The sequence below is a fragment of the Flavobacterium sp. SORGH_AS_0622 genome (assembly GCF_030818825.1).
Classification (GTDB): Bacteria; Bacteroidota; Bacteroidia; order Flavobacteriales; family Flavobacteriaceae; genus Flavobacterium.
The window spans coordinates 2,124,944-2,147,911 of the sequence record NZ_JAUTAX010000001.1 but is presented as its reverse complement, the minus strand read 5'-3'; the positions used below and the strand labels follow the sequence as shown (position 1 = coordinate 2,147,911).

Below are 22,968 nucleotides of genomic sequence, written 5' to 3'. Positions count from 1 at the left end.
TGCCCGTTTGGCAACCTGAGCCAGAGGTTTCGGGACTGAAACTTGAAACTTAATCCGGAGTTTCAAAACATGAAACATGAAACAAAAAAACTAATCTTTACCTATTTTCCAGCCAGTTCAAAAAGGCGGTTGCTTTCTCTTTTCCTACCAACAATTTTTCTTCTGTTGGAATGGTTAATTTGATAATTAACTTACGAGAGAAATAATGTTCTGCCTCTCTAATTGCTGCAAAATTCACCAAATACTGCCTGTTGATCCTGAAGAATTGTATGGGCGATAACAGCTTATGAACCTCATCTAATGATTGTGTAATTTGATATTCAGTTTTATCAAAACACATGATGGTTGGAGTTTCATTTTTAATATAAAACAAAGCAATATTCTCGGTTAAAACTGTTTGGTATTTATTATTTTTAAAAACCAAAAAACTGCTTTTCCCTTTATTCTCGCCAGTTCGTGTCAATAAATACTCGAAATCTGGTATCATCTTTTTATTTCTTTGGAAGAAATTCTTCAGTTCTGCTGCTTTCTTAATAGCCTGTGCAATACTTTCTCTTGAAAATGGTTTCAATACGTAGTCAATTCCGTTTGACTTAAATGCCTCAATTGCATAGTCATCAAATGCGGTGCAGAATATTACTGGTGATACAACCTCTACATTTTTGAAAATTTCAAAACACAGACCATCTGCCAGCTGAATATCCATGAAAATAAGATCTGGCTGATCATTTTCTGACAGATAGCTCACGGCACCGTCTATGCTCTGTATATACGACAAAATTTGAGTATCAGGTCTGATGCTCAGAATAAGCTGCCCAAGCGCTTTGGCTGTTTTTACCTCATCTTCAATTATTATGATAGTCATAGATCATTGGTATTTTTACTTTAAATATAGTTTCGGTTTTATCAATTTGAATTTCCTTATGAATTAAATGCATAAGTCGATTATTGATGTTATCCAGACCAACACCTGTTGACAAAACACCTCTTTTGAGCTGTATTGGATTTTCAATAACTAAAAAATCGTTCTCTGAGTATAACCTGATTCGCAATGGTTTTTCAAGGGAAACCACGTTATGTTTGATGCAGTTTTCTATTAATAACTGAACAGTAAAAGGGGGAACTACAGACTCGTATTGTTTTTGATCCACTTCATTTATCAGAACAAATCCATCTTCAAAACGCGCTTTGAGCAGAAACACATAAGAATCTAAAATTTGAAGTTCTTCTTTTAAGGGTATTAAATCTAACTTTCGGCTTTCGAGTGTAAAACGGTAAAAATCAGATAATTTTAAAATAAAGTCAGCACTCTGCGGATCCTGAATTTCTACCATAGATTTCAGCGTATTGAGGCTATTAAATAAAAAATGGGGATTTACCTGCTGTTTCAGTAATTCGTACTGCGCTCCTAGATTAACAGCATGCGTGCGTTCTAATTCCAGTCCCATCTTCTGGGTCTGATAGTTTTGAAAAAGCAGATGCAGAAACATATAAACAATCAGATTAATTAATACGCCTCGCAATTCAAACATGATTGGAGCATCCATTTTAGAAATCTGAAAAAGTTCCTGATGCCCAATTACCAGTATGACCATAATTAGAATCCCCAATATCACACTTAGTAAAAGTTTCCAGTTAAACAAACTTTTATTGGTACGCTGCGATGAGAACTTTGGAAGGCTGTAAATATTATAATACCAAATAAATATAGAGAACATTAAGGTAATCGAAGAATTGATGACAATATCTCCAGGAGTTGATCCAGCGTCAAATAACTTTGGTATCGAAGCAAGAACCGCCAATGCTATAGAACTTCCCCAAATCACCTTTCGGGAAACGTGAAAGTTTTTTACTTTTTCCATATATTTTTTATGTGTTTTTAGATCTCGCTTTGTCAAAGATAGGATATTTTGAAAGTATTTTTTAATCCCTAAAAAAATCGGAACAAAATATTTCTGTTCCGATTTTATCTTTAGTAAGTTCAAATTTCAAAGCCAAAGTGCTTTATTCTCCTGCATTAACAACATGATATTTTCTTTTATAATAAGATCACTTTTATTACGCTTAAAACTTTTGGTACGTTTTGCTTCCGGCATTTTACTGCAACAGGATAAGCTTAAAAAAACTGTTTTCATAAAATCGGAGATTGTTGTAACACAGCTCGTGATGCTCCCATAACACTTCCTGTATTATTGTCCTGAATAAAACCAATCACTTCAAAATCTTTTGTATTAATTTTTTTTGGCAGATGAATCCATACTATTCCTTTTTTATCTTTTAAAGCTGACGACTGTAAATGACGAACAATTTGATAATGCGATAGAACACGGTTAGCATTCTCCCCTCTTTTTACATTGCTTTTAGCTGTTTTCTGAACAATTGCAAGTAACAAGCTGCTGTTTTTAAAAACGCCTTCTATATTGTAATTTACTTTAAAATTATTATTGGCCTGAGTGCCTTCGAGAAATAATTTGGCTGCAGCAGGTTTTGAAAGTGCAGACTTGATTCCATTTCTAACAATAGTTTCCTGCGAAGCAATATAATCAGTTTTTCCGTTTACAACTAGCTGTGGTGTATAAATTGGTTCTTTTCCCAGAAATTTTGCATAATCGTACTGCCTTTTGGTGTAAGCTGAATTGCTAAAGACATCTTTCCATCCTTGTCTGTCCCAATAATCGACATGATAAGCCAAAATATAAACCTCATGGTTTTTATATTCATTTTGGATTCTTCCCATCAGTTCATCTGCGGGCGGACAGCTTGAGCAGCCTTCAGAAGTGTATAATTCTAATAAAGCAAAACCTTTCTCTGCTCTTTTATCTGGATTTTGCCCTAACACAGTCATTCCTATTAAAAGCATCAATGTGATGAAAACAGCTGGTAATAATTGTATCTTTTTCATGATTTAAATTGACTATAATAAGCCTCATTCGAAGAGACTCTTGATTTTAAATGTTTAAAGGATATTAATTTCAACATTAATATTTCCTCTTACTGCTTTAGAGTAAGGACAGGTCTGATGTGCTTCATCGGCTACTTTTCGTGCTGTGTGAGAATCTAGACCTGGCAGACTAATATTCAATCTTGCCTGAAGAGAATATGCACCTTCTGCCACGCACAAGTCTACTTCCGCATCTACCGAAGTATCCGACGGAAGTTTAATATTTAACTTTGAGGCGGCAATTCCCATTGCACCAATAAAACATGCTGACCAGCCTGCCGCCAAAAGTTGTTCCGGATTTGTCCCAGAACGTGAAGAACCTGGAGAACTAAGTTTAATATTCAATTGTTCATCTGAACTTTGTGATGCTCCTTCGCGGCCGCCAGTCGTATGTGTTCTGCCTGTGTATAAAATTTTTGTTTCCATAATTTTTTAATTGTGTGTTGTGAAATGTTAATTGTGTGTTGTGCTTGCTTTTTACTTTATTTACTTTTTACTTAAATTATCGACGTCTATAATTGCTTTTGCAAATGCCTGTGGATCTTCTTGAGGAACATTATGTCCGATGCCTTTGAGGATTCTGTGTTCATATTTTCCTTTGAATTTGTCTGCGTACGCTTTTCCATCGGCGAAAGCACCGTCAAAATCGCTTCCTATTGTAATAGTAGGTACTTTAATTGCAGGTCTTGCGGCTAAACGTTTTTCTAAACTATCGTATTTAGATTCTCCCGCTTCAAGTGATTGTCTCCATCTGTAATTATGAATAACGATTGCTACGTGGTCTGGATTATCAAAAGACTGCGCGGTTTGATCGTAAGTCGCTTTATCGAACTTCCATAATGGCGAGGCTATCTGCCAGATTTGTTTATTAAACTCGTAGGTATTTTGAGTGTATCCTAATTTTCCTCTTTCTGTTGCAAAGTAATATTGATACCACCATCCTAATTCTGCTTTTGGAGGCAGCGGTTTTAAATTAGCTTCAAGATTTACAACTAAATAACCGCTGACAGAAACTAAACCTTGTAAACGTTCAGGCCAAAGTGCCGCCATAACAACCGCTGTCCTAGCTCCCCAGTCAAACCCTCCAATAATGGCTTTATCAATTTTAAGCGCATCCATCAAAGCAATAATATCAGTTGCTAATGCTGCTTGCTGTCCGTTTCTAAAAGTATCTTTCGAAAGGAATGTCGTAGTTCCAGATCCCCTTAAATATGGAGTGATTACTCTATAGCCTTTTGCTGCTAAAATAGGAACCACTTCCTTATAACTGTGAATATCATAAGGCCAGCCGTGGAGCAGTATTACAGTAGTTCCGTTGGAAGGCCCAGCTTCAGTATAGCCTACGTTTAATAAACCAGCATTAACTTGTTTTAATGTTCCCAAAGCAGGACTTATTGTTACTGCATTTGGTTTCTGGTTTTCTGATTGTGCATTGACAGCATTAAAGCTTAAAAAAAGAGCAGTAATTAAAAATACCTTAGAAGTTAAAGCTGTTATACGGTTGGTGATTTTTGATATTGTTTTCATAATCCTGATGTTTTAATATTTACCTATTAGTTAATTTATTAGCCAAAAGTATGGCTGCAGTTCCGCTTTTAAAATCAGAAAATATCCCAAACGGACAAACTAGGGCGTGAAATGGACAGGCTTAAATTTGAAAATTCTATATAAAAAAATAACCTGCAGGTGCAGGCTGATTTAAGAAAAAAACTAAATGATTAAAAAGGAAAAAGGAAATCTCTAAAAAGCATCACCATAAAGATATGCAGCGCAATAAGCACCGAGAAGAAAACAAAAGTTATTGAAATCAGTTATGAGTATAAAACTGACTTATTGATTCTGTCTCGAAAAAAATCACATCGTTAATAGTAATGATTTGTGAAATTTATAATCCATATCTGCCAAGATTTGAATGGCGGTATGTGTTTTTTCACATAGATAATGAAAGTCACGTACAATTAAAAAGCACACCTGTACAATGCTATAAACAAATTAGTTATAACAAAAGAACTTCACCAGAGAACTGCCTATAATATTTCATCAAGGACTGATTTTAGTTCCTCAAATGTATCAGGCTTTGAAATATATTTTACGATCGTATCGTTTTTTAAAAGCCAGGGAATCATAATATGCTCATCTGGTGTTGAAAACATTACCACTTCAATATTTGCCAGCCTGTCATAACTGCGTAGACGGCGTATAAATTCCAGCCCATTTATAAAAGGCATATTATAATCCAGTAATATCAAATCAGGAAGTTTATCAGTAGAATTGAGTTCTGAAAGCGCTTTTATAGGATTGCCCGCAGTGCGGCAGTTCACTTCTTTATTCAGAGAGCTGATGGCATCCATAAAATTGGTAATATCGTCATCATCATCATCCACAAGAAATATCTCTTTTCTTAACATATAATCTAATTTAATAATCTATAATCTTTACAACAGTTAATAATAACCTTAAATATAAGATTATTTTTAATTAAAAGACAAAGAAGACACAAAAAACTCCCTTTTGATACATGAATAAAAAAAATACTCAGGTTTTTGTCTAATCCTTCTACTAAACAATCAACCTGAGCTATTTTTCCGTACTTCACTGTTCAAAATAAGATAAAAACAGTTAAAAGAAATATTATATACTATTAATGATAATGAATATGAGAACCGCAACACTGAGCTGAAAAATTCGATTTACTTAAATAAAAGCAGTGCTAATTTTTGGAAGCTTCTGCGCCAAGTCAAAAATTCGTGTCCTGTATTTTCTGAAACATAAGAGACCGCATTGAATCCTGCCTCTTTCAAAGTCTTTACAGCAGTTTCTACATTCTCTGGTCTTTCTCGACTTCCACAGCTTATAAAAACCAGCTTTACTTTTGATTTATCTTTAATCTCTTCTGGCTTATAAATACCTCCACTTAGAAGTGCATATTGAGAAAAAACTTCAGGCCTATTAAGGGTAATAGAATGTGTTTCCATTCCACCCATCGACAAACCAGCCATGGCACGATTGGCTTGATTAGGAAATGTACTGAAATTTGAGTCAATATAAGGAATTAACTCTTCTACAAGAACAGTCTGAAACGGTTCTATCTTGAAACTAGCCAGACCTCCGTATTTAACATCATTTGTCATGCCATATGCCATGACGATAATAAATGGTTTTATTTTACCTTCAGCAATCAAATTATCCATAATTAAATTTACACGTCCCTGATTGCTCCAAGCCGTTTCGTCTTCTCCCCATCCGTGCTGTAAATACAAAACAGGATATTTGATGTTTTTATCTTTATTATACCCAGGTGGTGTGTAAACAAAAGCTCTACGTGAGGTATTGGTGCTTTTTGAAGGGAAAAGAATCTGCTGTACATTTCCGTGAGGAACATCTTTCAATGCATAAAAATCCTCATCATGCGCTGGTATTTCTATACCACTTTCCCAACGGGTAGATCCAAAAAAGTTAAGTGCACCTGGATCATTAAAAATTCCACCGTCAACAGTTACATGATAATAATGAAACCCTTCATCCATTGCACCTGCCGTGGTGCCTCTCCAGTAACCATCCTGATCTTTTGTGAGAACCGTTCCTCCTTTTGCTCCTCCTAATCCAAGGCTTACTACAACTGATTTAGCCTCGGGAGCTGAAATTTGAAATCGTGCATAACCTTGAGAATTGACTTTTGGGTATTCCTGCCCAGGCTGATTTATTGTTGATGGTTTAAAATCTTCGATAACAGAAGCTGGGTTTGTCTGTGCAAAACCTGCAGCGCCTATCAAAACAAATATCCATAGTATTATAACTGATAACTGTTTCATACTTTTACTTTTAAGTTTAAATTTTAATTAACTCTTTGGAGTTATAATCTGGTAGTTCCCGCTAAGATGCATTAAACTGAAGAGATACATTAATCCATCATAATAGGGATCAAAGTAACCGTCTTCATAAGGTTCAAGTTTGGCATTCCAGACAGCGTGAACAAAATCCATGCTTGCTTTATCTTTATTTACTAACGATGCTGCAGCGGCGGTTCCTACTAAACCGATTGAATGTCTGAGTTTTTTAAAAGGGCCGGCTTGAAGAATAAAATCGGGAGTAGAACCATCAAGATTAAACTGATCTTCATACTTGTCTAATCCTTTAGATCTAAGAAAATTTTGAAAACGCTTCGCATAGTCTTCCTGCCATTCTTTATCTTTTCCGTACCAAGTATAATCCATGGCAATGTTCATAGGAACTCGCCAAGAATCATAACGGAATCCAGGAGGCATCCAAGGTGTCGGATGCGGTTCTCCATTAAATTCTGTATAATCTGAATTTAGCCCCGTCACAGGATGACAGGCTTTATGTAAAAAATTACGCGAAACATCGGCGCATTCTTTATAAAACTGCTCATGACCGTCTTTAGCATACAATGCCCATATTTCATAAAATGCAGGAACATGATAAGAAGGGTCTGTCCAGTTGTAACCTCCTCCTTCTGGCACAAAGGAAATTTGTTTGTGCTCAATATTTATAATATTATGAACATTCGCTGTACCATCTTTTTTCCACATGGCATCTAAAATTCTTCTGGCTTCTTTATAATAATTTATTCCTGTATCATTACCCCATTTATTAGAAGCAAAAAGCAGACTGGTTATAAAATATAATTCCCCGTCTGAGGCAGAGCCGGGAGAATTTTGTTTTTTGGTCTTTGGATCTACACTCCAAGCAAAATATCCTTCTCTTGGTCCTTCTTGATGCTGCATGTATTTTACAGACCATCGCCATAAACGATCAAAAACATCTTTTTTATTGAGCTGAACGGCAACCATCATTCCGTATGACATTCCTTCTGTACGGGCATCTTTATTTTTAACATCAGAAACATATCCTAAAGTTTCTCCTTCTTCAAAATATACTTTGTTTGGCCCTTCGAATATATCATAATAGGCTTTGGCTACTTTCTTGTCTATTTCGTCTTGGCTGTAACCTGCTTCCTTAAATAGATTTCTATATTGCGGTCTTTCGGATTGTGTTTTTTCCGTCTTCTTTTTTTCCTGTGCAGTAACTCGAATGGGTGTTGTCATGATGACGATCATTAAAAAAAACGAAATTTTAATTACAGACCTGCTTGAGTTTTTTTTATATACAACCATATTTATTTTTTTAAATATATTCCTAATCAGAAAACCGTAAACAATAAACAGCGCAGTAAATGCGCTGTTTATACAAAACTAACTTAACTTAAACTAACCAAAATTTAAAACCTTAATAACCAGGATTATTATCACTTGGTTTTATTTTAGGATTAGACGAGGTTTCTCTGTTTGGTATTGGCCATAACTCGCTTTTACCAGCAGTAAAACCTGTTCCTTGTAGTACAGTACTTGCTATACCCCATCTTATAATATCATCAAAACGAGATTGCTCCCCGGCAAATTCTACCTGACGTTCGTGCACAATTGCTGCAAAAACAGCGTCTTTTGTTGGTGCAATATTAGTTGTCAGATTTGCTCTATCGCGCACTTCTTTAATGTATGCTATTGCAGCTGTCTGAGAACCTCCGTTTCTTTGGTTTTCGCATTCGGCTTTCATCAGCAGTACATCTGCATAACGCATTACTTTAAAGTTAATGCTTGATCGGGTTGCTTCATCTTCTCTATTGTAATAGTTTTGGTATTTTTTCCAGCCGGCTCTTCTAATACCTGCAGAGGTAGTAAAGTTACCTGCTACCATTACCTTTGTTCCTTTTAAATAAGAGGAACCTGGCACATAAAAAGTATCTCCAAAACGATTATCACCTGCTTCATATGAATCTAAAAGATTATCTGACGGATAAACATTGTACCAGCTAAGATTTCCATATTCCTGACCTCTAAGCGTTGACTCATCAAAGCCTGTTCCTCCGCTATCACCAACAGCTCCCCATTGATCACCTGTTCCATTTTTTTCGTCAAACTCAATTTCAAAAATAGATTCTTTACCATGTTCTGTTTCTTCCATAAAGTTGTTGTAAAAATTGCCTTTATCTTCGAGGCTGTAACTGGTCACATTATTAAAGGCTGCTAAGGCTTCATCGTATTTTTTTTGATATAACAATACTTTACCCAAATGTGCATAAGCCACTTCTTTATTTGCCCTTCCTACTGATTCTGATGCTTTGGGTAAAAGATTTTGCGATGCAAATACAAGATCTTCTTCAATCAAGGCATACACTTCTGCTTTAGGGCTTCTTGCGTTTCCAATAATAGTACCTGATTTATAAATTGGTAAATCTCCAAAACGTCTTACCAATAGAAAATAATAGTATGCTCTTAAAAAATGAGCTTCTCCTAAATATTTATTCTTTTTTTCCTGAGATAAAACAGAATTTGGAAGAGCATTGATTTTTTCTTCGTTATCCAGCACAAAATTAGCTCTGGATATTCCTATATAACAAGATTCCCAGTAATATTGAATAATATCGTTTCCTCCGTTAAAAGAAAAATCCTGGAAAGGTTTTTTGTTACCTTCTAACTGTGGGTTTCCTAAAGCATCATGCCCCATAAGATCCATCGCGAAGAAAAGATTTCTGCCATAGAGTCCTCTTGTCTGAAGATTTGCATACGAAGCATTTACTGCAGACTGCACTTGTGCTTCGGTTTTAAAGAAAGTTTCAGGCGATAAAGTATTGGGATTATTCAATTCTAATTCGCTAGTGTCACATGAAGTTATGGTTAAAACCCCAGACAGTACTATAAGTATATATTTTATTTTTCTCATCATCTTTAAATATTAAAATGTAACATCAATTCCAAAAATTACAGATTTTGGCTGTGGATACCTTCCTAAATCAATCCCTGCTGAATTTGCATTACCATCTGCACGTGCAATCTCTGGGTCTAAACCTGAGTAATTTGTGATAGTAATAAGGTTCTGTCCGCTTACGTAGAATCTTGCTTTTGAGAAATAACTCTTAAATGAATCTCCTGATAGTGTATATCCTAAGGCTATATTTTTTAATCTTGTAAAAGAACCATCTTCGATGTAGCGCTGGTTGGCTGAAGACCAGTTTATATCAGCTCCCTGTGCTCTTGGTAATGTAGCTGAAGGATTTGTTACAACGCCATTTACAACAACTGCTCTATCTAAAACATCTGTGCTTGCGTTAAACAAACGGTTCATTCCTTTTAGATCAAAGGTGTTTGCATTGTAAATATCATTACCTGCAACTCCAGTTATGAAACAATTGAAATCAAAGTTTTTATATGCGGCACTAAGGTTTAAACCATAAGTGAAATCAGGATATGGATTTCCAATGTTTGTTTTGTCATCTGCGTTGATTACTTTATTGCCATCGCGGTCAACAATTTTTAGATCACCTGGTTTAATTGTAGTCTGTCCTGGTCCAAAAACCGCATCAACTTCTGCTTGGTTTTGATAAATTCCATTGGTCTGATATCCATAAAAGTAAAATAACGGCTGACCTACTTCTAGTCTTGAAAAATTCTCTAAACCTGCTCTTGCCGAAGGTCCGCCTAATACACTAGTTACTCCTGGCGCTAAACTTACTACCTCATTTTTACTTGTCCCTAAATTTGCCACTGCAGACCATGTAAAGTCCCCTTTTCTGTCATTGAAACCTATTGAAACCTCATAACCGCTTACTTTTACGTCTGCAATATTTTGAATCTGAGTCCCGCCGCCTGCAGACCCAACAGAAGCTGCAAGAGGAACTGCAAACAGAATATCACTACTCTTATTGTTAAAATATTCGAATGAACCCGTTAGTTTTTCATCAAAAAAACCAAAATCTAAACCGATATTTCTATCTAATTTTGACTCCCATTTTAAGTTAGGATTAGCGGCAACTCCCAAAGAAACACCAGGTGCGTTTGCTCCTCCAATAGGGTAATTATAGTTTGCCAATAAAGTGGCACTGTATTGATAATTATCTATTCTGTCGTTTCCTGTTGTTCCAGTACTAGCTCTAAGTTTTAATGTGCTGAAAATAGAATTTTGCATAAAATTTTCTTTAGCTATATTCCAACCAACTGCAACAGAATAGAAATTCCCCCAGCGGTTATTAGCTCCAAAACGAGAAGATGCATCTCTACGTCCTGAAACAGCAAGAAGATATTTATCATCGTAGTCGTAGTTAATACGGGCAATGTATCCTATGTTTTTTTCTTCGTAATTAGCAGATCCTAAACTTCCTTCATTATAACGAAGCTGATCAATTTCATCTGAAATATAATAACGGCTTCCGGCTGCTAGATTTTGAGATTTTCCATCAATTTTAGTAATAACTCCTAACACTTCAAGATTGTGCTTTTGAGCAATAGTCGTTTTATAGGTTAAGCTATTATCAAAAACGATAGTCTGCCCTTGCGAATTTGTTTCGTTTGTTGAAGAAAATGCCTGTTTGTGATAAGAACCATCCTGAAAGCTTGGAATAAAAGTATGGTCTTTACTTGTATAGTAATCTAAAGAAACTTGTGATCTGAATTTCAATCCTTTGTAAATTTCTAATTCAGCAAAAATATTACCAATTATAGACAAGTTATTAATTTTCTGATATCCTAAATTAGCGACACGAACAGGATTTTCTGCATCATTCCCATCAATAGCACTTGGTCCTTGATAGCCTCCTAAGCTATTTTCATTGTAAATTGGCAAGTACGGCGCCATTTTAATAGCATGCTCTAATAATGTTCTTCCTCCTGACGTACGTTCTGGATTAATGGTGCTGAAAGAAACTCCAATGTTGCTTCCTATTTTTAATTTACCAATATCCTGCGTGTTATTAGCTCTAAAAGAATAACGTTCGAAACCTGTATTTACAATAGCGCCATCCTGCTTCATATATTCTGCAGAATAACGGCTTGTAGAATTCTCTGTACCATTTGAAAAACTCAAATTGTAATCCTGCATAATTCCCGTTTGAAAAATCTGATCCTGCCAATTTGTATTTATGTTTCCAAATTCAGCTGCTCTTGCTGTTAAATCACTTCCTAAATCTTTCGCATATTGAAGATACTGCTGAGTGTTTAAAACACTATATCTTTTAGTTACTTCCTGCCCGCCCACATAAGTGCTAAAAGTTAACTGCCCTGGTCCTTTTTTACCTTTTTTAGTAGTAACTACAATTACACCATTAAAAGCTTTAGAACCGTATAAAGCTGTGGTCGATGCATCTTTTAATACAGAGATACTCTCAATATCATTAGGACTTAAACCTGAAAGATTACCTGTTAATACTCCGTCTATGACATATAAGGGTGCACTGTTTCCCATTGTAGCCAGCCCACGAATATTAACTGTAGGATTAGAACCTGGCGCACCATTTACAACTGTAACCCCTGCAGCACGTCCCTGTAATGCTGATTCAGCATTCGTAATAGGCACTGCCGCAATATCTTTTGAGCTTACTGTCGAAACTGCTCCCGTAATCTTTGTTCTTTTTTGAGTACCGTAGGCTATTACAACTTCATTTAAATTTTGTGTCGATTGCACAAGGGCAACATTTATTGAATTTCTTTCTCCAACCGTAATTGTTTGTGAAATTAAACCAACAAAGGAATAAGTTATTTTATCAGTAGGATTAACTCCTTTTAAAGTGTATTTACCATCAAAATCTGTTGATGTGCTATTCTGACTGCCTTCTACATTAATACTGGCACCTGGTAATGGAAATCCTGAAGGGTCTGTAATAACGCCATTAATGGTCTTTGACTGCGCCATTATACTATGACTGCTCGCGATCAGCAGTCCGATTAGTGCAATTTTGAGTTTTAACTTCATAATTATTGTTTTAGTTTGGTTAAATAGTTTAGTGGTTTGTTTTTGTTTTAATTGAATTAGTGGTTCATAATTTCTTTTTAATTAATCTTTGAGTACTTTAATGTGAATCAATCTAATACACTAAATATATCAGTAACAAATATAAAAAAACAATTTAAAAAACAATCGGTTGTCTATTGATATTTTTAAATTATATATAAAAAAACACCAATATAAAAACATAAAGAATAATATTTTTATTTAAATAATAATAATTATTCATTTCAAAATTAATTTCAAAATAAAAAACAATGGATTTAACAGCCAAATGACAGATTTGCTACAAAAAACATAATATTAAAAAAACAATAAAAAATTGATTAAAAGGGCGATTATATAGGTAAAAAACTATTAAAAAGGCTTTTATAAAAAGTTTTATAAAATTTACCTTATACTTAAAAGAAAAAAAATAGATTATACAGATCAAAACAACAATCGGTTGCTAAAAAATATTTCTTCTTTATATAATAAATATTGTAACAAAAAAGCCTGGTGGTAATTAATAATTAATTTCCACCAAGCTCAAAATTTTTCAATTGAAACTCATTTATGTACTATTCAGAATACCAATTACTGCTGCATAAATTTTGCTATTATATTTTTTTATTTAATTTTAGTGTTGACATCAACTTTCTTACGCTTTTAATTTGTTATTAATATTCCTCCGTTGTGAGGTATGCTTATTTCAACTTCTTTGTTTTTACTTATTGTCAGTTTACTCACTTTTCCGTTTAACTGGTCATCGTCTGCATAGTAATTTACTGCCGTACCAGAATTAAGCATTTCTAGTTTTATCTTTGTCTTTAAATGTTTATTTTCAGCATTAATTCCAGCGATATACCATTTTGCACCCTTTCTTCTGGCCATTACAACATACCTTCCTGGGTATCCTTCTAAAAAACGAACTTCATCCCATACTGTTGGTACTTCTTTCATAAATTGTATAGCCCAGTCTGGAGCATCATATAAATTATTTGGTGCTAAGGCAAAATGCTGCACGCCGCTTTGAAAAAGCACCGAAGTCGCTAACGCAAATACATCAGAGGTCATTCTTTTGGAGCCTTTATTGGCAATGTTATCACTATTATAGAATTTATTTAAAGCGCTTCCTCCAAAATCCATACTTCCTACCGTGTTTCTAATAAAAGTATGTGTTGCTGCACTTACAGCTTCATTATCACAGCTTTGCTGTCCAAAATGCAGATTTTCACTAGCCAAAACTGCTTCACTAGAGGCATAATTTGGATACATGCGTTCCCAGCCTCGAGGTAAAGTACAGCCATGAAAAATTACCATTATTCCAAATTCATTAGCATCTGTCAAAATATCTTCATACAATTTCATGGTCACCTGTTTATCGCCTCCAAAAAAGTCAACTTTAATGCCTTTAATCCCGATGCTTTTCATCCATGCCATTTCTTTTCGACGGAGTGCTGTATTATCCATTAGTCCTTTCGGGCCTTGAGGAGCATCATTCCAGTATCCATTTGAATTGTACCATAAATAGAGTCCTACTCCTTTTTGTTTACCGTATGCTGCTAATTCTGCTATTTTATCGCGACCAATCTGCGTATCCCAAAGTGCATCAATTAAAATGGTTTCATATCCCATTGAAGCACTAAAATCAATATACTGCTTTTGTACAGGAAACGTGGTATTGTTATCCATTTTCATGATCCAGCTCCAAGTTCCTTTTGTATACTGATACTCTTTAGAGGCTTCATATTTTGGCTTAACCAAATCAAACGGAATAGTGGTCTCAACTATCGGAGCAAGTGTTTCTCCAATTGTAATGGTACGCCATGGCGTTTCTCCTGTAAGCGGTATTCCTGGTCCTGTTGTCCCGTTTCCGTTATTTTCTCCCGGCATCGGAAATCCAATAGAATATAATCCGTTCTCATTTCCTATTAATCTGCTTGCACAATATCCGCTGTCTACACCTGTTTCAGAAATTAAAAGCCATCCGCTGTTATTTACTTTAAACAGACATGGAAACGTATATCCATTTCCCAAGCCATTCTTTCCGAGAACATCATCTAGTGTATATGAAGTTTCATAACTGGGAGCTGTTCTGGCAAATCCAGTCATCGGATTACTTTGCGGGCAAAGAAATGTCGTGGTTCCTTTTGGCAGTAAAAATCCTGAAACTTCTTCTTGAACTATGCAGGAGCGTGTTTCTTTCTGCGGATATAATTTATACTTAAATGCCAGATTGTTGTTGCTTACCCTAAAGATTACATCTAAAGCTAATCTGCCATCTTTTGTGAATGAAAAAACGGCTTCGTTAGCACTATAATGTACACTGCTTTGTTTTATGTTTCGGAGCTTATAGGATTCATCGATTTTATTTTGGCTGCTATTTTTTTCTAAAGTTAATCCAGAGCTATAATCCCCCGCATTTGTTTTTAAGCCTAATGGAGATTTTTCTATAAATGTTTTTTCATTGTATGTTACACTATACTTAGGCATTCCGTTATTTACAGAAATCGACACCGCAAGTTTTCCGTCTGGACTTTTTACTGCTGGCTGAGCGTTTAGTTTAAGGAAACCCGCTAAACATACGAATATTAAATTTTTAAGATTCATGACCTTTTAAGATTTATCTTTTTGTTAATGATTGAACTCCTTTTCATTGCAAGAAATAGTATTGTTAATTAAAAATGTCATTTAGAAAACATCCAGTAATCAAAATACATGATTTTATCAGAAGCATTACCCTTGTATACAAAATAAAGATCATGCACTCCAGAAACTTTTTTAATATCTGTTGTAACAACAGCCCATCTGTCATTTCCTCCTGTCATAGGAACTTTTACTGTTCCTAGTAATTCCCCATCCAGACTATCAAGTCTAATTTCCATTGACACATTTCCATTGTGGGTGGTACCTACACGAGCAGTAAATTTTGCAGCACCCGATTCGCGAAAATCAACATCTTTTATTTTAGTGAATGCATTGTTTTTCATGGCAGTAATGAAGACGCCTACTTCTTTATTCTGCATTGACTTTACGTCTTTTGACCAAGCTATCGTTTCTGCTTCTGACTTAGCATAAGGATTTAGAGTACTGATTCCTTTTTTGATACCCTCTGTCATATTCATTTCTTTGACTTTTCCATCAGAATTAAACAACAATTCTTCAACTGCTACAGATCTGGTAAAACCGCTGCCTCCCGGTAAAGCTCCATTATGATAAAAGAAATACGTTTTTCCTTTAAAATCTACAACTCCTGGATGATTTGTAAAACTCTCTCCCTGTGTTGGCATTACAACTCCTTGATATTTCCATGGTCCAAGCGGACTTTTGCTTGTAGAATATCCTATATGCTCAGAAATAGGTCCTGCGGCAAAAAACAGATAGTACAATTTATTCCTCTTATACAGCCATGGTCCTTCTTCATAAGTGGTAGGTCTGCGGGTATCTTCTTTTCCAGTACGTTTTCCAAATGATTCAATTGTGTTTGGAAAGATCTTTAACTCATCGTTGTAGGAGATCATGTCTTCATTTAATTTCACGTAATGGCAAACAGGGTTACCCCATAATAAATAGGCTTGACCATCATCGTCGATAAAAACGGTTGGATCAATATCGGCGTTACTGTTTTGTATCAAAGGTTTTCCTAATGGATCTCTAAATGGTCCATACGGACTGTCTGATACTGCTACACCAATACCATTTCGTCCTTGATTATCTGTAATTGGGGCATACAAATAAAATTTGCCTTTTCTTTCTATGCATTGAATTGCCCATGCATTCATTTTAGCCCAGCTAAAATCTTTGTACGATAATACAGAACCATGATCTGTCCAGTTTACCATATCTTCTGTAGTATACAATTTCCAATCATTCATGGTAAACCATGTAGAATTGTCTTCGTCATGCGAAGTATATAAATACAGTTTATTATTGTAAATCATCGGTGCTGGATCTGCTGTGTAGCTTGTCTGTACAATTGGGTTTTGAGCAAAACTAAATACAGGAATAATAAATGCTGTTAAAAATCTTTTTTTTATAAAATACATTATCTGATTGTTAATTAATTTAGGTTAAAAAACATTTACTTATTTAATACTAATGACGCTGCAAAACCACCCATATTTAATACTTTCACATCCAGCGAAGTTGTTTTATCTACCAGTAAATATTGCGTAGAAAAAGCTTTATCATGATTTCCATCGGCAATTAATGTGAGCTTGAAAGTCTGTCCTGCTGGTAAAAAATCAAATTTTAAATTTTGGATTCTTTCTTTTCTTCCGGAATTAATACCTCCAATAAACCAATCTGTTCCTTTTCTTCTTGCGATAACCGTATATTTTCCAGGAAAGCCGTCAAGCAGGATGGTATCATCCCAAGAGGCAGGAACCTGTTTTAAAAATGTTTTGGCTGCATCTGGCAATTCATAATAACCTTCCGGTCTGTCTGCCATATGCTGTATTCCCGATTCAAAAACTACACTTAATGCAAGTTCATGACCATAAGAAGTAATATGAGGAAATTGTGAATTTGTAAAAGTTACCGGAGTGTAATCCATTGATCCTACGACATTACGGGTAAAAGCCAGTATATTATTGTGTTCTGCCGCCGTTGCGGTTAATTCTGGTCCATTGTTGTACCATTCTGCTCCGCGGACAGCTTCATAAGTCATAAGATGCGGATAAGTCCGCTGCCAGCCTCTCGGTACTAAACATCCGTGAAAATAAACCATGATTTTATACTTCGCTGCATCTTCTAAAATGTCTAAGTAATAATTTATGATTTCTTGTTTTTCACTTAAAAAGAAATCAACTTTGATCCCGTAAACGCCAAGCTTATTTAGCTTCTCAAATTCTTTAACTCGGTTTTCGTGAGTCAGCATTCGGTCAACAGGTGTGGAAGTGATCCATTTAAACTTACCTGAATTGTACCACATTAAGGGCTTAATACCTATCGAATGAATATATTTTATGGCATCTTCCAAGTTGCCGCCATTGCCCATCTGATCCCACTCCCAATCTAAAAGCGTATAAGGCCAATCCATGGCAACGGCTAAATCTGCAAACTGGGTTACAGTTTTAAAATCTTTTGTTCCGTGATTATTCGACCAGTAATTCCACGACGCTATACCGGGCTGAATCCAATCTGTATCAGTTAAAACAGACGGTTTCGATATATCATCAACCAATGTAGATTTTACAATATCTCCAAGCTCTCCTGCAATTATAACTCTCCAAGGCGATTTCCAAGGCAGTGCTATTTTGGCAAAAGGCTCTCCTATGCCCTCTTCTGCTCCAGGCAGCGTAACTTTATACCGTTCTTTGTTTTGGGTATTACTCAGTTTTGAAGCTGCATAATTTCTGCCCAAATCGGCTTCATGAATCAGATACCAGCTAGGGCCATACTTTGCCTTAAACAGTGCAGGATAACACCAATCTTGCTGTATATCTCCATTTTTCATGCTATTGTACAGGCCTTCATTAGACAAATCAAACTTCTCCAGCCATCTTTCTGTACCTTCGGGAATAGAATAAGCTGTTAGTTCATCTGAAATGGTATAAGTTCCTTTTTTTTCTGGAAATTCATAACGAAATGCCACACCGTCGTTGTAAACTCTCAGAATTACATTTAAGAGCGATTTCGATTCGTTTTCAAAATAGAAAACCAATTCATTTGCTGTGTTAGAACAGTCCGATTTCTTTCCATGCAATACTTTGTACTGCTCTTTAATAAGTACTAGCTTGCCGATCTTTTTTAGTTTTAAGCCTTTTGAAAATGATTGGTCGTTTCGTACAATTCCCAAATCTATTTTTGGAATTATTTCGTCATGTTTATCTTTATTAGCATAATTAACCTGCAAATACCAATTTCCAGAACTATTATTCTGACTGTTAAATAATGCAACAGTTATTTTTTTATTGGGAGAGATTAAAACTGCTTTTTGCCCGTACGACCAGACGATAGTAAACAGAACCAAAACAACACTTAATGTAGATTTCATATTGCTATTTTAAATCGTTTTTACTGTACCAATACTTTAAGCATTTTGAGATCTTTTGCCGCTGAACTAGTGCCGTAATACAATTCATATTCGCCAGAAGTTACTTTAACAGCCATAGATGCTGCATCGAAAAATTCAAATGACGAAGCGGGTAAATCTATCAGCACGTTTTCTTTATCTCCAGCATTGACAGCAACGCGCTTAAAGGCTTTTAATGTTTTTAAAGGACCATCAGTATCATTTACTTTTTTAACATACACCTGAATAATTTCTGTCCCATCACGCTTACTGGTATTTTGTACAGGAATAGTCAATTGAATATTTTCATTTGATTTTATTTTACTCTTGTTCAATTTACCTGAACCAACAGTAAACTTAGAATAACTCAATCCAAAACCAAAAGGAAACAATACATCTGTCGTATACCTGTAGGTGCGTCCTTTCATGGAATAATCTTCAAAATCTCTTAATATTTCCGAGTTTTTGTAAAATGAAACAGGCAGTTTTCCAGCAGGATTATAATCCCCAAAAAGCACATCGGCAACAGCTTGGCCTCCGGATTCTCCTGGATACCATGCCTGTAAAATTGCATCACAGCTGGTGGTTTCGGGCGTTAAAGCTATAGCTGAGCCAGAACAGTTTACAAAAATCACTTTTTTTCCTGCCTCTTTTAATTCTTTTAAACATTTTCTCTGTACCGCCGGCAATTCTATATTGGTTCTATCTCCTCCCTTGAACCCCGGATAAGAAACCGGCATTTCTTCTCCTTCCAATAAAGTAGAAAGACCGCCAACAAAAACTACAGTATCAATACCATTTAACTTTTGGATTAAAGATGCAAAATTGATGTCAAATTCTTTTCCAAAATCAAATTCAAGATTTGCCTGCCAGTTGTTTGACTGGGCAAAATGAATTTCAATTTTATAAGTTTTACCTGCTTCAACTGGAAATGAAATATTTCCTGGAACAGTTCTCCAGTTGGTATATTTTGCAATAGATTTTCCATTAACAATTAATTCAAAAAATCCTGTCGCACCGGTTTTAAATACAAGGTTATCAGTTGCTTTTGCGGTAAATTCAGTTTCATATTTTGCAGAAAAGCCTTCGAGTTTAACTCCAGAAGCAAACTCATGCTGTCCAGCAGTAGTCATTTTTATCGGATTGGTAATTTGCGTTGAAATAACACTATTTCCTTCTCTGTTTGGATTATTCCAATAAGTGGCTCTCATTCCTTTTTTACCTTCAAACGAAATCTGATCGAAATAACTTTGATTTACTTTATCTTCTACCAAATCACAGGCTTTATCATAAAAGATTTTATCTGATCCAGTCTTGGATTCTATTCCTTCTTTGATTGTAATTGTTTTGACTGGCGTTCCGTTATAATTACCCCATAACATAGGTTCATTTGCTGCATTAGGTCCAATAACTGCGATTTTTTTTGATGTTTTAGCCAATGGCAGAATGTTGTTTTTATTTTGCAGTAATGTCATAGATTTCTGCGCCATTTCTAATGCCAGCTGTTGATGTTCTTTACTGTTAAGAACTGAAGCTGGAATCTGCGTCCATGGCACTATCGCATCGTCATCCATTTCTCCAAGTTCAAAACGGCCTTCTAAGACACGCTGTAAACTTTTATTGATATCGGTTTCTTTAATTAAATCTTTTTCAACCGCTTCAGGCAGATTTTTAAAAGGATATTTCTCCCAGACACATTCTACATCTGTTCCTGCCAGTACAGCTTTGGATGCAGCATGCACAGCATCTGAAGAAACTTTATGTGTGGTATAAAAATCTGTTACAGCCCCACAATCTGAAACTACCATATATTTATATCCCCATTCATCTCGGAGAATACGCTGCAACAATCGGGTATTGCTGCAGCAAGGTTCATCATCTAGACGCTGATAAGCGCACATTACTTCACGAACATCTGCTTCCTGCACCAATGCCTTAAAAGCTGGCAGATAAGTTTCGTAAAGTTCGCGCGGATTTACATTATTTAAATTCAGTTCGTGCCTGCTCCATTCGGGACCTGAATGTACGGCGAAGTGTTTGGCACAAGCTAGAAGTTTACGATATTTAGCGTCTGCGGGTCCTTGCAGTCCTTTTACAACAGAAACTCCCATTCTTGATGTAAGGTAAGGATCTTCACCGTAAGTTTCCTGCCCGCGTCCCCATCTCGGATCCCTAAAAATATTGACATTTGGAGTCCATACTGACAGACTTAAGAAACGTTTGTTTTCGTTTCCATCTTTAATCCATTGGTTATATTTGGCTCTTGCTTCATCTGAAACAGCATTAAAAACGCGATAAAGTAATTGATCGTCAAATGAGGCTGCCATTCCTATAGGTTCAGGAAAAACGGTCACATTATCGTTATTTGCATAGCCATGTAAAGCTTCGCTCCACCAGTTAAATTTTTTAATTCCAAGTCTTGGAACAGCATCAGACTGATCGCACATTAACGCTGCTTTTTCTTCTAGCGTTAATCTTGAAATTAAATCTTTTGCCCTATCGGAAGAACTTAAAGAAGGATTTTTATATGGCAACAGCTGTGCATGACTGCTAACTGCTGAAAACAAACTTATGACAAACCAATATTTTATTTTCATTGTTTCTATTTTTAGATTGTACTTTAAACCTTTTATAAAGATTAATTGTTTTTTGAAATCTTATCGTCAATACGGAAATAATCAAAATCAGCGAAACCGCCAGCAGTTTTAGAAGCGTAATTAAACAGCCCAAATCGGTAACCCATAAAATGCGGAATTGTGTATGGCATCTTGATAGATTTTCCTATACTGATCCATTTTTTTCCATCTATACTGTAATAAAATCTTCCCTGATCTGCTTGATTCCTAAAATCACATTCGGCTTTTAAATATATTTTGTCCTGATTTAATAGAGCACTTTCTACTTCCTTTGGATTTCCTTTTTCAGCATCTATCATAACAATCTTTTTTGTTCCATGATCCACTTTTACTCCAACCCAGCCAAAATCCTTTTGCAGCAATGAAAGCCCTGCAAAATCTCCTTCCTTCATTTTTGAAATCTCGATCGCTGTAGTTCCAGAACATACAGGCCCAAAAGTTCTTTGTGTCAAAATATTTTTTACCTGCGTAAAACTGCTGTCTATTCTGGATGTTTTTAATCTTAAATAACCTTTTCTTTCTTTAACAGACCAGTTCGCATTATCTGGATTATGATTCCACTGCCAAACCAAAGGCAGGTCATTTTCTCCACTTTTACGATTAAATTCGTCTGAGTTTACAATTCCGGGAATTAAGCTTTTATTGGCTGGAAGATCTAGCATTTGAGGTACTTTACCATTTTCTCCTAGTATTGGCCAGCCGTTTTCCCATTTTACAGGAACCAGATAAGGAATGCGGCCAACTCCACCTGCATCTCTAAATAAATAAGAAAACCATCTGTCGTCGGGAGTATCAATAATCCCGCCCTGTGCAACGCCCAAGTCCTGAAGTCCTATTTTTCCTTCCCAAGGCCCCATAATATTATCTGCTTTGTGTATGATTACGGTACGCATCCCATTTTTGGGCCAGCAGATATTAAATAGATAATATTTTCCTTTAATTTTAAAAAGCTGTGATCCTTCTGCCGGCAGCATAATATCACTCTTCTCGGGAGCATTGGCATTTTCTATTAAAACTTTCTTAGTTTCTTCTTTTACTGCCGATAAATCTTCTTTTAATTCTACAATTTGAAGTTTTCCTCCACCCCAAACAAGGTAGACTTTACCATTATCGTCAAAGAAAAGGGAATGGTCATGATAGGAATTGTTTAAAACAGTTCTCTTCCATGATCCTTTTTCAATATCTTTTGTAGAAAAAATATAGGTTTTACCCGTCGTGCCTGAAAAAGTGCTCACATAATATACACCATTGTGATAACGCAGACTGCTCGCCCATGAACCCCTGCCGTAGTCATTTTTGCCATGATTTAAATTCAGTCTGTCATCGTTATCTTCTAAAGTTAGATAGGCATAATTAACAAGATGCCAATTCACCAAGTCATTAGATTTCATAATTGGCACCCCAGGATTCATGTGCATTGTGGTACTGCTCATATAGTAAGTGTCGTTAACCCTGATTATAGACAAATCAGGGACATCTGCGAAAATAATGGGATTCTGCGCCTGTCCTTTTTGCGCCTGACTCGTCAAAACGATCGATGTAATTGCCAGAACAGCATATATAAAATCTTTTGTTTTCATCGTAGTTTTTATTTTCGG

General features: G+C 35.6%; 15 protein-coding genes. All 15 read right to left on the bottom strand.

Features of this window, described 5'->3' with window-relative positions; translation table 11 throughout:
* Positions 1-97 precede the first annotated feature (97 nt).
* A complete protein-coding gene (locus QE431_RS09330; protein ID WP_057118131.1) occupies positions 98-865 on the bottom strand; it encodes a LytTR family DNA-binding domain-containing protein in 768 nt (255 codons plus the stop codon).
* Complete coding sequence (locus tag QE431_RS09325; RefSeq protein WP_057119789.1) at positions 846-1,862, bottom strand: sensor histidine kinase; 1,017 nt, start codon at positions 1,860-1,862, stop codon at positions 846-848. Before QE431_RS09325 ends, QE431_RS09330 begins: the two co-directional genes overlap by 20 nt.
* A gap of 269 nt (positions 1,863-2,131) precedes the next feature.
* Positions 2,132-2,902, bottom strand: coding sequence for a thioredoxin family protein (locus QE431_RS09320; RefSeq protein ID WP_307295187.1), 771 nt, complete (start codon positions 2,900-2,902; stop codon positions 2,132-2,134).
* Between the two features lie 54 nt (positions 2,903-2,956).
* Positions 2,957-3,367 (bottom strand): organic hydroperoxide resistance protein, encoded by a 411-nt coding sequence (locus QE431_RS09315; RefSeq protein WP_307295186.1) that lies wholly within the window; start codon positions 3,365-3,367, stop codon positions 2,957-2,959.
* A gap of 60 nt (positions 3,368-3,427) precedes the next feature.
* Entirely contained in the window at positions 3,428-4,468 is a 1,041-nt protein-coding gene (locus tag QE431_RS09310; RefSeq protein WP_057118136.1) for an alpha/beta fold hydrolase, read from the bottom strand.
* Positions 4,469-4,968: 500 nt separating this feature from the next.
* Positions 4,969-5,349, bottom strand: coding sequence for a PleD family two-component system response regulator (locus tag QE431_RS09305; protein ID WP_057118138.1), 381 nt, complete (start codon positions 5,347-5,349; stop codon positions 4,969-4,971).
* A gap of 282 nt (positions 5,350-5,631) precedes the next feature.
* Positions 5,632-6,753, bottom strand: a complete 1,122-nt coding sequence (locus tag QE431_RS09300) for an alpha/beta hydrolase-fold protein (RefSeq protein ID WP_307295185.1) — start codon at positions 6,751-6,753, stop codon at positions 5,632-5,634.
* 27 nt (positions 6,754-6,780) lie between these two features.
* The gene (locus QE431_RS09295) at positions 6,781-8,007 is read right to left on the bottom strand and encodes a glycosyl hydrolase family 8 (protein ID WP_307295184.1); all 1,227 of its coding nucleotides are present in this window, start codon (positions 8,005-8,007) and stop codon (positions 6,781-6,783) included.
* 181 nt (positions 8,008-8,188) lie between these two features.
* The gene (locus tag QE431_RS09290; protein WP_307295183.1) at positions 8,189-9,685 is read right to left on the bottom strand and encodes a RagB/SusD family nutrient uptake outer membrane protein; all 1,497 of its coding nucleotides are present in this window, start codon (positions 9,683-9,685) and stop codon (positions 8,189-8,191) included.
* A gap of 9 nt (positions 9,686-9,694) precedes the next feature.
* Positions 9,695-12,703, bottom strand: a complete 3,009-nt coding sequence (locus tag QE431_RS09285) for a TonB-dependent receptor (protein WP_057118144.1) — start codon at positions 12,701-12,703, stop codon at positions 9,695-9,697.
* A 681-nt stretch (positions 12,704-13,384) separates the two neighbouring features.
* A complete protein-coding gene (locus QE431_RS09280; protein ID WP_307295182.1) occupies positions 13,385-15,328 on the bottom strand; it encodes a glycoside hydrolase family 97 protein in 1,944 nt (647 codons plus the stop codon).
* A gap of 77 nt (positions 15,329-15,405) precedes the next feature.
* The gene (locus QE431_RS09275; protein WP_307295181.1) at positions 15,406-16,764 is read right to left on the bottom strand and encodes a glycoside hydrolase family 43 protein; all 1,359 of its coding nucleotides are present in this window, start codon (positions 16,762-16,764) and stop codon (positions 15,406-15,408) included.
* Between the two features lie 35 nt (positions 16,765-16,799).
* Positions 16,800-18,716, bottom strand: coding sequence for a glycoside hydrolase family 97 protein (locus QE431_RS09270; protein WP_307295180.1), 1,917 nt, complete (start codon positions 18,714-18,716; stop codon positions 16,800-16,802).
* A gap of 20 nt (positions 18,717-18,736) precedes the next feature.
* Complete coding sequence (xyl3A, locus tag QE431_RS09265; RefSeq protein WP_307295179.1) at positions 18,737-21,331, bottom strand: xylan 1,4-beta-xylosidase; 2,595 nt, start codon at positions 21,329-21,331, stop codon at positions 18,737-18,739.
* A 41-nt stretch (positions 21,332-21,372) separates the two neighbouring features.
* Entirely contained in the window at positions 21,373-22,950 is a 1,578-nt protein-coding gene (locus tag QE431_RS09260; RefSeq protein ID WP_307295178.1) for a glycoside hydrolase 43 family protein, read from the bottom strand.
* Between the last annotated feature and the right edge of the window lie 18 nt (positions 22,951-22,968).